The sequence below is a fragment of the Paenibacillus sp. FSL L8-0340 genome (genome assembly GCF_038593145.1).
Lineage (GTDB): Bacteria > Bacillota > Bacilli > Paenibacillales > Paenibacillaceae > Paenibacillus_AQ.
This window is the reverse complement of record NZ_CP151967.1, coordinates 6382256-6396178: the sequence shown is the minus strand read 5'-3', so window position 1 is coordinate 6396178 and position 13923 is coordinate 6382256. Positions and strand designations below refer to the sequence as shown.

At 48.7% G+C, this 13923-nt stretch carries 11 protein-coding genes; all 11 read left to right on the top strand.

The genetic code is table 11. From position 1 onward, the window contains the following. Nucleotides 1–68 precede the first annotated feature (68 nt). The 11 genes from NST07_RS29220 (at nucleotide 69) to NST07_RS29170 (ending at nucleotide 13908) form a co-directional block, all read left to right on the top strand. A complete protein-coding gene (locus tag NST07_RS29220) occupies nucleotides 69–1919 on the top strand; it encodes a sensor histidine kinase (RefSeq protein ID WP_342480652.1) in 1851 nt (616 codons plus the stop codon). Then, nucleotides 1916–2767 carry a response regulator gene (locus NST07_RS29215; protein ID WP_341096232.1) on the top strand — a complete coding sequence of 284 codons (852 nt, stop codon included), beginning with the start codon at nucleotides 1916–1918 and terminating at the stop codon, nucleotides 2765–2767. Before NST07_RS29220 ends, NST07_RS29215 begins: the two co-directional genes overlap by 4 nt. Nucleotides 2768–3003: 236 nt before the next feature. Then, nucleotides 3004–4299: an extracellular solute-binding protein gene (locus tag NST07_RS29210; protein ID WP_341096231.1), complete on the top strand. Its 1296-nt coding sequence runs from the start codon at nucleotides 3004–3006 to the stop codon at nucleotides 4297–4299. Nucleotides 4300–4387: 88 nt separating this feature from the next. Next, a complete protein-coding gene (locus NST07_RS29205) occupies nucleotides 4388–5272 on the top strand; it encodes a sugar ABC transporter permease (RefSeq protein ID WP_341096229.1) in 885 nt (294 codons plus the stop codon). 12 nt (nucleotides 5273–5284) lie between these two features. Then, nucleotides 5285–6112, top strand: coding sequence for a carbohydrate ABC transporter permease (locus tag NST07_RS29200; protein WP_341096227.1), 828 nt, complete (start codon nucleotides 5285–5287; stop codon nucleotides 6110–6112). A 23-nt stretch (nucleotides 6113–6135) separates the two neighbouring features. Beyond that, complete coding sequence (locus tag NST07_RS29195) at nucleotides 6136–7782, top strand: 5'-nucleotidase C-terminal domain-containing protein (protein ID WP_341096225.1); 1647 nt, start codon at nucleotides 6136–6138, stop codon at nucleotides 7780–7782. Nucleotides 7783–8067: 285 nt separating this feature from the next. Then, nucleotides 8068–9090, top strand: coding sequence for an iron-siderophore ABC transporter substrate-binding protein (locus NST07_RS29190; RefSeq protein ID WP_341096223.1), 1023 nt, complete (start codon nucleotides 8068–8070; stop codon nucleotides 9088–9090). Beyond that, on the top strand, nucleotides 9087–11156 hold the full coding sequence (locus NST07_RS29185) for an iron ABC transporter permease (protein WP_342480651.1): 2070 nt from the start codon (nucleotides 9087–9089) through the stop codon (nucleotides 11154–11156). The genes NST07_RS29190 and NST07_RS29185 overlap by 4 nt, the downstream gene beginning before the upstream one ends. 331 nt (nucleotides 11157–11487) lie before the next feature. Further along, the gene (locus tag NST07_RS29180) at nucleotides 11488–12177 is read left to right on the top strand and encodes a TetR/AcrR family transcriptional regulator (RefSeq protein WP_342480650.1); all 690 of its coding nucleotides are present in this window, start codon (nucleotides 11488–11490) and stop codon (nucleotides 12175–12177) included. Between the two features lie 61 nt (nucleotides 12178–12238). Beyond that, nucleotides 12239–13162, top strand: coding sequence for an ABC transporter ATP-binding protein (locus NST07_RS29175; protein ID WP_342480649.1), 924 nt, complete (start codon nucleotides 12239–12241; stop codon nucleotides 13160–13162). After that, a complete protein-coding gene (locus NST07_RS29170) occupies nucleotides 13159–13908 on the top strand; it encodes an ABC transporter permease (RefSeq protein ID WP_341096217.1) in 750 nt (249 codons plus the stop codon). The genes NST07_RS29175 and NST07_RS29170 overlap by 4 nt, the downstream gene beginning before the upstream one ends. Nucleotides 13909–13923 lie beyond the last annotated feature (15 nt).

Genomic DNA, 13923 nt, shown 5'->3' with positions numbered 1-13923 from the left:
GTTATAGTTATATAAAAAAATATGATTATCAATTTCGCTGAAATATTTAACATACAACGGAGGGGAATATGAAGAGGTTTAGATCATACCATACCCTCGTGAAGGAATTTTGGGCCATCGTTTCTTTTCCGGTCAGACGAAACATGCCGCTGCGGCAAAAGATTCTAATCAGCAACATTCTTATCGTATCGCTGGCCCTGGTAATCTTTATAATCAGCATTCATAGAATTGTCTTTAATCAGACCCTGGAAAGGACTTCAGCAAGCTCGCAGCAAGAAGTGAAACTGATAAAACAATCTATGGAGACCTTGTTTCAATCTGTTCAGAACTTCTCGAAATTCGTCTTGATAAATCAGGATACACAGAAGGTGCTCAGTAGAGATACTATAGCAAGCGATGACGTTTCTGCTCTGAAGTCCATACATAATACGCTGGCTGCGATGCTGGAGACTGAGCCGAATATTGATTCCGTTATTATCGAATCCTTAAGCGGCGAACTCTATTATACCTCCAATTTGACCGGTGTGACTTTGCAGAGTCTCAGCATTTATCCCAAAGAAGCGATTGATGCTGCAAAAGGTGGAGCGGTCTGGGGAGATACACTGCAGCCATCATTTCTGTCCGGTATGAAGAAGAAGAATATGATTAGTGTGTGCAGAGTTATTATGAGCATGGAGAAGGGGACTCCGCTTGGTTATATTTATGTGAATATTGACGAGCGGACACTCGCCCGGATGTACCATAATGAACATTCTAATCAGAATCCTACTCTGGTCATTAACCAGGACGGAATTATTGTATCCGCGAATGAAGCTTTACTGGTCAGCCAAGCGATTGAAGATGACTCTCTTGCCAAATGGACGAAGTCAGCTTCTGAAGGGAGCAAGACCGATCGAGTCGATGGAATGCGTTATTTAGTGTCCTTACAAAGCCTTGATCCCTATGGTTTGAAGGTTGTCCACCTGGTTACCACTTCAGAGTTGACCTATGGGTATTGGAAAATCGCATTATTAATGGTCGGCTTCGGACTGATCAGCATGCTCTCGGCAGCGTTTTTGTCCTTTGTGTTCTCGCGGCTTCTAACTCGGCCCCTCAGCCAGCTCAGTGAGGTGATTGTTGAAGTAGGTGCCGGGAACTTTGATGTACGTGCATCCGCCGAAACGCAAGACGAAATTGGCAGGCTGGGTGCGACATTTAATGAAATGGTGGAGCATATTCAGGGATTGATGCTAAGAATTGAAGATGAAGAGAAGACGAAGCGGCTGCTGGAGCTAAGGCTGCTGTATTCGCAGATCAAACCACATTTTTTGTATAATACGCTGGACACGATACGTGCGATGGCTGTGATGACGAATGCTAAAGAAATAAGCAGCATCCTGAAGGCGCTCGGCGAATTCTACCGGATTTCACTTAGCAATGGGCAGGAGCTAATTGCTGCTGCACAGGAAAAAAAACATCTGGAAAGCTATTTATACATTCAGCAAATCCGCTTTAAAAAGCTGGATTACCGGATTTCGTTTGAACCGGGAATAGAGGCCTGCCAAGTGCCCACAATGCTGCTGCAGCCTCTTGTCGAGAATGCGATCCACCATGGAATCAGAGGGATGCCTGACGGAGGACTGTGTGAAATCATAGGCTATACGGAAAGGACGGACGAGCAGAGCAATCTCTGCTTTATTGTACGTGACAACGGCAAAGGCATGAGTGAAGAGGAAATGCGGCTTATCTGGTCGGACAATGGCGAAGAAGAGGTATACAGCTTCGGACTCAAAAATATTCAGGACCGGATTCAACTGAGGTTCGGTGAATCCTATGGCATTGTCCTGGTATCTGAACCAGGCCATGGATTGGAAGTACAGGTACGCTTGCCGCTGATCTTGAAAACGAGCGGACAGGAGGAGGGGACAGCTAGACTATGAATACAGCGCCGGTAGCCCGCGTCCTGATTGTGGATGACGAATATTATTTCAGGCAGCTTTTGATCCATTTGATTGATTGGACTTCTGCCGGTTTCGAGGTGGTTGCAGAGGCTGAAGAGGGTTCGGCAGCCTTGAAGATTATGGAGGAACAGGCGATTGATCTCATCATTACAGATATTGAAATGCCGAATATGAATGGGCTCGACTTTGTAAAGGCCGTCCGCGCCTTAGACTCAGCTGCAAAGCTGATTTTCATCACAAGCTACGACAACTTTACTTATGCACAGCAGGCCATTTCGCTCGGAGCGGATCATTATTTGTTGAAGCCCATTGATGAGGAAGCGGTTGAACAAGCACTTATAACTATCCGTACGCAATTGACTGAGAAATGGGAAGCAGAGCGTTATATTAATCGTTTGAAAAAAGAAGCGGGTTATGTACAAGAGCCGGAAGCAGGGCAGTCCACTGATGAGGGAAGGCGTCAGGGCAGCGGTAAACGGCTGGTCCGCAAAGCGGTTGATCATGTGACTGCACATTATGCCGATGACAGCTTGTCGCTTCAGAGTACAGCGAGTGTCCTCTTCGTGAATCCGAGTTATTTAAGTCACATGTTCAAGAAGGAGACAAGTGAGTCTTTTGTGGAATATGTGACCCATGTCCGCCTTGGCAAAGCTATGGAGCTGTTGCGCCAAGGGGCTGCTGCGGAGGAATCCTTGGCTCCAAAGGTAGCGACGATAGCCCATCAGGTCGGCTATAGAGATCCGTTCTACTTTAGTAAATGCTTCAAGAAGAAGTACGGAATTACCCCAAATAAGGTATACGAGGGATCCAATGTTGAGAGAGATTGAGCAGTTGCTAGTTGAAGTCCGGTTTTCCAGCCGGGCTTTTTTGTTTGTGTAGAGTAAAAGTGATGTTCAGGGGATGTTAACACGGGTGTGGTTTGTAAACTCAGTGTTAAGTAATATGACATACCTAAAAATTTTACTGTCAAAACCAATATATATCCATTCGAACCTGGCTTCACACTTGTTAAGATTGTACCTGTAGCTCGTATCCGTAAATTTTGAAAGGTGGTCCAAATCAGATGTTTGGTAAAAAGTTTGGGGTTATTGCAGCATCCGTCGCGCTTGTTAGTGTAGTGCTTACTTCTTGTGGAGGTGCAGAAGTAAACAATGGAGGGACTCAGAACAAGGAAGCGGCAGCAGCGGATAGTAAGAAATCTATCACGTTATGGATATTCGATGCAGATCCGATGTACCAAGCAACTGCCGAAGCTACCGCAGCGGAGATTGGCGCTGAACTGAATTATGAATACATACAAGATGAGACATACAAAACTAAACTAAGTGTTGCGCTTGCCGCAAATGAACTCCCGGATGTTTTCCAACAGCATGCCGGAAAGTCATACCGCACCCCTGTTCTGCAGTCGAAGACAGTTGCTCCATTGAACGATACGCTGGATTCCACGGGTCTAGGCTCGCAATTTCTGGACAATCAGTTGGTAACAGAGGAAGATGGCAACATCTATTCCGTGCCTTCCAACATCAGTACAACACTGGTTCTTTACTATAACAAAAAGCTGATGGGCGAGCTTGGCGCTTCTGCTCCAACAACGTGGGATGAACTTCAGGCATTGATTAAAACCGCAAACGATGAAGGCGTGATCCCAATCGCACTCGGCGGAAAAGAAAGATGGCAGGCAGATCTGCTCTACAACATGCTTGTAGCGCGTGAGGACGTTAATGCCTTCGATGAGGCAATTAAAGGACAAGCTAAGTTCACAGACGCACCATTTGTTGATGCAGCGAATCAGGTGGTAACATTGGTGAACTCAAATGCCTTCCAAAAGGGTTTCCTCGGCTCCGCCTACCTGGATGCACAAGAACTGTTCAAGAATGATAAAGCCTTGATGTGGATCGACGGCAGCTTTAACTTCACTTCTCTGTCGACTGCAATGGGCGACAATCTGGGATATATCGCATTTCCGAAAACAGGTGCAGAAGAGATCCACAGTGCAACAATCGGTTTCCAGAATGCTGAGGCGCCTTACTCATTGTTTGTCAACAACAGCTCCAAAAATGTGGATGCAGCCAAAGAATTTGCCATTCGCATGTCTTTGAAGCTCAATGACGAATTTGTTAGAAAAGGTCTGCCCGGATATGCCAAAAGCGATGTTAAGTCTGAATCACAGAATGAGCAGCTTTCAGCTTACGCTACAGATATCGGTAAAACCACTAAAACGCAGGCGATGTGGTTCGGTCTGCTTTCAGCAGATGCAGGTCAGGAATATCGTGATCTGACACAGCAGCTATATGGTGGCGTGTTGACAGCTGAGCAGTTCACAACTGAACTGGAAACCTTGCTTCGCAAGGCAGAGTAAGCTATAGCGTTTCACAAAAATATTCTGGGGAAAGCGATGCAGTCAGTTGGACGCATCGCTTTTCTGCAACTTGACAGGTGGGTAAGTGATGGAAAAAGCGCTCTCTAATAAAAAAATATTAGCTTTGTTTTTATTGCCCGGATTAACCGTTTTTCTGATTTTTTATTTTGTGCCTATTTTGATTACAGCCTATTACAGTCTCCAAGATTGGGATGGCATCAATCCCATGACCTTCATTGGACTAGACAACTACACTAAGATGTTTACGGTTGATAAAAGTTTTTGGCAGGCGGTATGGAACAGCTTCGCCTTTTTGCTTGTAGGTGTGTTTATCCAGTTGCCGATTTCGTTTGCCTTGGCGATGCTGGTCTCCCGAAAAATGAAGGGGCGTAAATGGTTCCGCAATATTTACTTTTTCCCTGTAGTGATGTCAACAACAATGGTGAGCCTGCTATGGGTCAAAATTTATGATCCGAACATCGGCATGCTGAACACGTTAATGGATGCCATGGGACTGGGCAGCTGGACACAAGCGTGGCTTGGGGATACTAAGACGGCACTACTGTCCGTACTAATCGTAACCACTTGGCATTACGTTGGTTACAATATGCTAATCCTGTTCGCCGGAATGCAAGGTATCCCGGAACAGTATTATGAAGCAGCGAAGCTGGACGGAGCGACAGGCTGGAAAGCGGTTCGTTATATTACTTTTCCTTTATTATCCGATGTGTTACGGATCTGTATCGTCCTGAACGTTATATATGCACTGAAAACATTCGAAAGTGTGTATGTGATGACTAACGGAGGACCGCTTGATTCAACGACTGTGATTGCGCTGAAAATGTTCCAGGAAGCGTTCCTGAAGCAGAATTTCGGTTACGGCAGCGCGCTTGCTGTATTTATGGTGCTGGAATGTCTCATTATTGCCTGGGTGATTAATAAGCTGTTGACTCAGGAGAAAATTGAATATTAAGGAGGACAGGTCATGCTCAATAAAACGAGAAATACAGCTATTTACATACTGATGATCATCATCGCCGTCCTCCAGTTGTTCCCGCTCTACTGGCTTGTGGTAAGTGCGTTTAAGGATAACTCGGAGATTATTGGCGGAGCGGTCTGGGCGTTGCCCACCAAATGGCGTTTAGACAATTTCACAGAGGCTTGGGTAAGCGCTAAAGTCAGCCAATACTTTTTCAACAGTGTGACTGTCACGCTGGTTACACTCTTTTTTGTGCTTCTGTTTGCTTCTATGATGGCGTATGCTTTGACACGCATGAAATTCAAATATAACGGTGTGATTTTGTTCGTTCTATTGATGGGCGTCATGGTTCCAATTCACGCTACGCTAATCCCGCTCTTTATGATACTCAAGAATCTTGGCATTCTCAGTTCGAGATTATCTATTATTTTGCCGTATATAGCTGTGAATTTGCCTATTGCCGTATACATGCTGTCGGCTTTTCTGCGGACCATGCCGAAGGAACTGGAGGAAGCTGCGTTTATGGACGGCTGTGGAGTCGTTAAATCCTTCTTCAAAGTTGTGCTGCCCCTGCTGAAGCCACCACTCGCTTCGGTAGCGATCTTCGTGTTTTTAGCCGTATGGAATGAGCTCCTCATGGCTGCGACCTTTATTCAAAAGCAAGAGCTGCGGACTTTGCCGCTGGGCCTGATGAATTTCAGCGGTCAATACAGCATTAGCTGGGGACCGCTCGCAGCAGCCATGGTCATATCGACCCTTCCCATTCTGCTGGCTTACGTGCTGTTCAGTGATCAGATGGAGAAGAGTTTTACCGCAGGTGCAATTCTGAAGTAAAGAGACGAGAGAAGGATGGAATTATGATCGAACGGGCGGACACCAGTAATATATTGAATATCGTAATTATTGCCACCTCGGATCTTCACGGAAATCTGTGGGGCTATCGTTACGAAGAGGGTGTGGATACAACGAATGACGGGATGGCCAGAGTTGCCTCCTATGTCCGGGAGATCAGACAGAGTGGAGCCGAGGTCATTCTGATTGACAATGGTGATGTGTTCCAGGGGAATATGCTGACTGATGATGTCTTCAATAAGCGGCTGGATAGTGTACATCCGGTCTCTGTGGCGCTGAATGCAATGGGATATGCGGCCATGACCTTGGGCAATCATGAATTTAACTTTGGTCTTGCCCTGATTGAGAAATTCAGGCGGGAGCTTGAATTTCCAGTGCTTGCTGCGAATGCCTGTTATCAAAGTGGGGAACTGTTTGCAGAACCTTATACGCTTGTTGAGATACAAGGTATTAAGATTGCTGTTATCGGTCTGACTAACCCTAATGTCCCGCGCTGGGACGGCGGGAAGGTGGAGGCTCTGCGCTTTGGCCCCATGGCTGAAACGGCACAGAGAATTGCAGCCTCACTGAGGGCTGAAGGTAAGGCTGACATCATTATGATTAGCGCCCATGCGGGAATGGTGGCGGAATTCGACGAAGAAGGCGGTTCGGATGCCGCTGAACACATTGCCGAGCTGGTTCCTGAGGCTGATGTGCTTCTGGTCGGTCATATGCACATTACGGTTATAGAACGTATCGGTGATACCGTCATTGGAGGGCCACGCGACCGGGGGCGGGAAGTGGTACGCTTCGACCTTGCGGTCGAGCTTGGCGGTGAAGGCCCCCGGGTTGTGAACCGGGAAGTCACGATTGTTGATATGGCCGGCTGGGAGCCGGACCCGGAGTTGCGGAGTCTGGTCTCAGAAGCGCATGAAGAGACGCTTCGCTTCATCGAGCAGGGAGGTGGAGTCTCCTCAACAGATATGGACGGTGGCATTCTGGGCTATGCGACAGCCGACTTCCAGCCACAGGATGAAATCAGTGGCCTGCCAGCGGGAAGATTGCGGGATACAGCAGTCATTACATTGATTCAGAAGGCGATGCTTGAGGCCAGTGGAGCGGATGTTGCCGCCACGAGCCTTTTTTCGGACAAGGCCGATTTGAAGCAGGGCCCATTGACTTACGCTGATGTGTACCGCATTTATCCATTCGATAATTTGCTGTACGTTGTCAATGTAACCGGCAAAGAGCTTAAGGCTTACATGGAAGCCTCGGCAACGCATTTCAAACAGTGGCAACAAGGTGACTCTGCGATTAGTATTAACCCCGAGGTGCCGAGTTATCTCTATGATATGTTCGCTGGTATCGATTATCAGATCGACCTGTCGCAACCCTCCGGTAGCCGGATCATAAATGTGATCTACAAAGGCAAACCGCTTGCCGATACCGAACAGCTGCAGCTTGCTGTCAACAATTATCGCTACAGCAGCTTATTGAAGGCGTCCAAATTGGTTAGCGCGACAAAACATTGGGAATCGGCATGCAGCATCCGTGATATGCTTGTAAGCTACATCAGGGATCGTAAGACGTTATCGCCGGAAGTTGATGACAACTGGTCCATTGTTGGGATCGGCAGGCAGATTGTTTCAGAAATTAGTGATAAGAATAAATAATCAAGAAAAAACACCTTAAAAAGACAACAGAGCAGCGTTTCTCCCGTTATTGGAGAGTCGCTGCTCTGTGTTTTTGATCAGCGGCTGCTTGCTTGAGTGAATTTGGCGCAAGAGAAAGCCACCCGACCTCAAGCGTCACTTTCTCATATATTCAAATTTTAACTTTGACATTCTGGGAAATCGCATATAAGATAGCTAATATGAATAGAAATGATAATCATTATCAATATAACGATAACGATTATCATAGAGAACTTATATCTGAATATCAGGGGGATTTACAAAATGCACAAAAGGTTGTTGAGTTTAGTTCTGGTTATTGCTGTCATACTGGTTGTGGCAGGTTGTGGATCCAACAATACGAAAAGCCCGGCAGCTAACGAAAGCGCAACTGGCAATGCAACTGCAACGAATGCTGGCAGTGAAGCGGCGAGTGGCCCGATTGTACTGAAAGATGCTAAAGGTGAGGTTAAGCTGGACAAGCCTGCGCAGAAGGTCGTAGTGCTGGAGTGGACATTTACCGAAGATATTATTGCCCTCGGCATGCAGCCGGTAGGGAATGCCGATAACGAAAATTATAAGATTTGGGTAACTGGCGAAGCGCCCCTGGATGCAGGCGTGACTGATGTCGGTACACGCGGTGAGCCGAATCTGGAGACGATTGCGGCGCTGAAGCCGGATTTGATTATCGCGAATACAGACAGCCATGAAGCCATCTATGAGCAATTGAAGGGCATTGCGCCAACGCTGATCTTCGGCCTGTATCCGCCTGAAGGCCAAGGTGATCAATACACGATGATGGAAGATACTTTCAAAACGATTGCAGCCGCTGTCGGCAAGACCGCGGAAGGTGATAAGGTCCTGGCAGATTTGGATGCGCATTATGCGGATGCTAAGACGAAGCTAGCCGCTGCAGGCAAGGAAGGCTTGAACTATGTACTGACGCAAGCCTACAGCTATCAGAATGCAGCGACGATGCGTCTCTTTACGGATAACTCTCTGGCGGTGCAGACGCTGGACCGGATCGGCTTGAAGAACGACTGGAAACCCGAAGCTTTTGAGGCTTACGGATTCAGCACATCGACAGTTGAAGCATTGCCTGCGGTTCAGGATACCAATCTGATCTATATCGTCCAGAAGGATGATGATATTTTCTCGAACGAACTGAAGGATAATTCCGTCTGGAAAGGCCTTACCTTCGTGAAGGAGAAACGCACCTTTGGATTAGGCAGCGCAACTTGGGTGTTCGGCGGTCCGGTCTCCTCCAAGGTTATCGTGGATGAAGTTGTAAATAGTTTAACGAAATGAGTACTTTGATGAACGAGAATAGTAGCAAGGAATCCTCAATCGGAATAACCTGGCGGCTAATTGGAATATTTGGGGGCGGTCTTGCCGTCCTCTTCGTTCTATTCCTCCTGAGCCTCGGCTTCGGAGAGGCCAAAATTCCGGCAGCCACCCTATTGGATGGATTGCTGAACCGCCAGGACGTGATGGAGCATAATCTGCTCTGGGATATCCGGATGCCGCGAACGGTTATCGGGATTCTGGCCGGGGCTGCTTTAGCTGCGGCGGGTGCATTACTGCAAACCATAACGAAGAACCCGCTCGCATCCTCGGATACGCTGGGGATTAATGCCGGGGCTTACTTTATGGTTGTCCTGGGTATGGTTGCTTTCCCGGCTATGCAGCAGCAGTTCCCGTTTTTGCTGGCAGCGGGAGGGGGACTTCTGGCGGCAATGGCCGCCTATTTCCTGGGTGGAGGCAAGGCAGCCACGCCTGTCCGGCTGGCATTATCGGGTATGATCGTATCCATGGTATTAGGTGCGTTCACATCTGCCTTACATATCTTCAAACAGACGGAAACACAAAATTTGTTCTTATGGGGCGCAGGTTCCCTGATTCAACTGGACTGGGATGGTGTCCGGTACGCTTGGCCTTTCGTCCTTGCGCTGATTGGGGCAGCAGTCTTCGCCGGCCGGCAATTCGATGCGCTTGAGCTTGATGAGTCAACCGCCCGCTCGCTGGGACAGCGTGTGGGGTTAACCCGGGCAGTGGGCCTGGGCATATCCGTGCTCATGGCTGCGATCGTGGTCAGCGTGGTCGGACCGATAGGTTTCGTCGGTCTGGTCGCTCCACATCTGGTCCGGCTTAGCGGTATCCGCAAGCATCGCCTGCTTATTCCCGCGAGCGCCTTATGGGGAGCACTGCTCATTACCGCAGCGGATACGCTTGCGCGTGTGGTGCGGAGCAATGTAGGTGAGATACCAGTCGGTGCGGTTATGGCGATTATTGGAGCGCCATGGCTCATTTGGCTGGTGCTTACCAAGATGAAGAATATATCCGGTTCAGGCTCCGGACAGTCATCCATGAGTGTTGGGGGAGCCGCGCTGCGTATGCGTTTTGTTCCTACGGCGATATTCATGACCGCACTGCTCCTCGTTGTCATCCTTGTGAGCTTATCGCTTGGGGGAACGAGAATTCCGCTGGCTGATTTGCTGGGCAGTCTTATCCCCGGGGGAGATCAATCGTTTTCTGTGCTGCTGAATCTGCGGCTTCCGCGTACTCTGGTTGCAGCTTGCGGCGGTATCGCGCTAGCCATCAGCGGTGTCTTAATTCAAAGCGCTGTCCGCAATCCGCTGGCTGACGCTTCGATTATTGGCGTGACCTCAGGCGCCGGGCTTGGTGCGATGATCGTACTGTTCGCATGGCCTGCATTGACGGTAGTTGTCTTACCTTTAGCCGCAATTGCGGGTGGGGTTGTCGCAGCAGCCTTTGTATTCTTTCTGGCCTGGCGCAAAGCCTTGAATCCATCCGTGCTCATCCTGCTCGGAATCGCTGTATCGGCGGTCGGCTCTGCGGGCATACAGGTTATGATCGTTAAGGCAAGCCTGTGGAGCAGCAGTTCCTTTATTTGGCTGACGGGTTCGACCTATGGCCGGGGCTGGAATCAGCTTTACAGCCTGTTTATCTTTCTGATTGTCCTTGTGCCGATTGCATATTATCTGGGCCGGAAATTTGATTTGCTGGCGTTTGGCGACGAGAGTTCAACAGGTTTTGGCTTGCCGGTTCGGGGAACGCGGTTGTGGGCTATGATTATCGGCGTTTTGCTTGCAGCGGGAGCCGTTGCCAGCGTTGGGACAATCGGATTTCTCGGGCTTATGGCACCGCATGCAGTACGGATGATGATCGGGCATCACACGAGACGCTCCATTATTTTGTCGGGACTGCTGGGGGGATTAATGCTGGTCATTGCCGATACGATCGGAAGAACCATAATGGCCCCGATAGAAATACCATCAGGCCTGATTATTATGCTCATTGGAGCTCCATATTTCCTGTTTCTGATGTACCGTTCACTTGTCAGCAAGAAGTAAAAGGGATGAAGAGAACTGGAATGACTTAAAACCGGTACCTTTTTAGGTATCGGTTTTTTTGTTTGTACGCTCAGTTGATTGTATAAATCACCCAGTCTTGCTGGTCGTTCTAACCGAGAGCGTACATCATTTTGACGCTCATCACGGTCTGATTCAACGTCGCAAGAAAGGCACCCAAATTCATAATGAATAAGAGGGGCCCCTTTTATCTGGCCAGACAAATACCGTTGCTCCGCTCACAATAACAGATCAATAGAATATAGGTGCTCTTGACTTCGGTAGTACATTCAAATATAATCTAACCAGTTAGTTATAAAAAGAGGTGGAAACCATGACGCCAGCAGAGAGCGGGAGCAAGAGCGACGGCAAGCGAAGTTCACGGACTTATGATGCAGCCCGAACTAAGGGGATGATTCTTGACGCAGCGGAGGAGACGTTTGCAGAGCTTGGTTATTCAGCAGCACGAATCGACGGGATTGCGAAGGCCTCGGGGTATAACAAAAGCCTGATCTATCAGTATTTCGGCGATAAGCTGGGACTTTATACCGAAGTAGTCAAACGTGCCGACCAGATTAGTGAACAGGTAACCGGGGCGGCAATCGCCGAACTGTTGAAGAACCCAGGTCTCATGAGTGACCCTGTTGTATTCAAGAGTTTTCTGGAGAAGATTACCCGGCATATGTATGAGTTTCTCCTGGAGTACCCGCGATATTTGAAAATTCTGTTCTGGGAGGCCGCAGAGGATTGGAAGACCTGGAATCAAATCACCTACCGTCCGGATGATATGACTCAGCTGCATGAGCTGGCCATAGCCGCGAAGCAGAATGGAATCCTCCGGCAGGATTTCGATCCGGCGATGTTTCCGATTCTGATTCTAAATGTGACGACAGCGACGCTTCAGTCCTTTTCACGCTATAAGGAAGTGATGAGCAAGCTGGACTCCCCGGAGATGAAGGAGCACACCATGGATCAGATTGCGAAGTTTGTCATTTATGGTGTCATGGAGCCATCTTTACTGTAGAAGATGGCTTTTATTTTCATCAAATATAACTAACTAGTTAGTTTATAGAGGAGGCGATAATGTGAATGCTATTATTCAGACTGAAGGCTTAACGAAACATTACGGAAGCCATCATGCTGTTGACGGAATATCACTGCATGTTGAGCAAGGGGAAATCTACGGATTTCTGGGATTGAATGGGGCGGGCAAAACGACGACGATACGAATGCTGCTGGGGATGATCCGGCCGGATTCCGGAGCTTCCTATTTGTTCGGACAACGTGTGGATGCCGGCAGTCACAAGCTGTGGGCGAACGTCGGATACATGGTGGAGACCCCTTATTCTTATCCTGAGCTAACGGTCCGGGAGAATCTGGAGATCATCCGCCGTCTGCGGGGCATACCGGAACATGATGCGATAGATTCTGTAATGGACAAGCTGCAGCTAACCGCCTACCGGGACCGCAAGGCCGGTAAATTGTCACTCGGCAACGGACAGCGGCTGGGCCTCGCCAAAGCAATGCTGCATAATCCAAAAGTGCTGATTCTGGATGAGCCGACGAACGGATTGGACCCCGCTGGAATTGTTGAGGTTCGGCAGCTGCTTAACGAGCTTGCCCTGACTCACGGGGTGACAATATTTATCTCCAGCCATATCCTGGGCGAGGTCGCCAGACTGGTGACACGGATCGGTATTGTTCATCATGGCAAGCTGCTTCAGGAAACGGAGGTCAGGGAGCTGCAGCATATTCTCCGGAAACATCTGCTTGTGCAGACCCGTAATCCTGAAGCTGCCCGGATAAAGCTGGTTCAGCACGGCTATAAGGTGGAATTGTCCGAGGAAGGGCTGCGGCTCTCCGACGATCATGCGATAGCTAGTCCGGAGCAGATCGCGAAGCTGCTGGTCCATGCAAATATGCCGCCCATTCAGTTGAGTGTAGAAGAAGAAGATCTTGAAGCTTATTTTCTTAGAAAAATTGAAACCGGAGGGGGAGCAACAGAATGAATCAATGGTTATCAGCCATAGGGGGAGAAATCTTGAAGCTTCGCCGGTCCAGGCTGCTATGGATATCACTTGGTGCCAGCATCCTGCTTCCGGTTATGCTGGGGCTCGTTTTTTCCGGATCGCTGGGTTCCCAGAACAACATAGAGAGTATATTGGATGTGCAGGGGTTTATGGATGAGCTTGGTTATGTGGTTTCGATTGGAGGATTAATCGGCTTCGGTTTTATATACAGTTGGATATTCGGCCGGGAATACTCCGACCGTACGGTTAAGGATTTACTGGCATTGCCGCTTTCCCGTTACAGTGTGGCAGCCGCTAAATTAATGGTTGCCACAGTTTGGTGTGAGGTCCTGGCACTCCTCATGTTCGCGGTTGGAGGCCTTACCGCCTGGTTTGTACAGTTGGATGGCTGGAGCCTTGAGATCATCGCGCAAAGCTTCAGGGAATATGTATTGCTCTGTTTCATGGTTATCTGCCTATGCATCCCGGTAGCCTGGATGGCCAGCGTTGGACGCGGGTATATGTCTGCGTTTGGGTTCATTATGCTTACCATCGTGATTTCCCAGCTTGGCGGAGGCCTTGGAATTACAGAATATATTCCATGGGCCATCCCCGGGCTCCTCAGCGGCGCTTCGGGGGAGGGGAATGTCCATTTGCAGACTCTGAGTCTCAGCCTTCCGTATCTGACCGGTGGTATTGGCTTGATCGGCACACTCTCCTGGTGGCGTTATGCTGACCAGGCGTAATAGATAAAAGGGGCG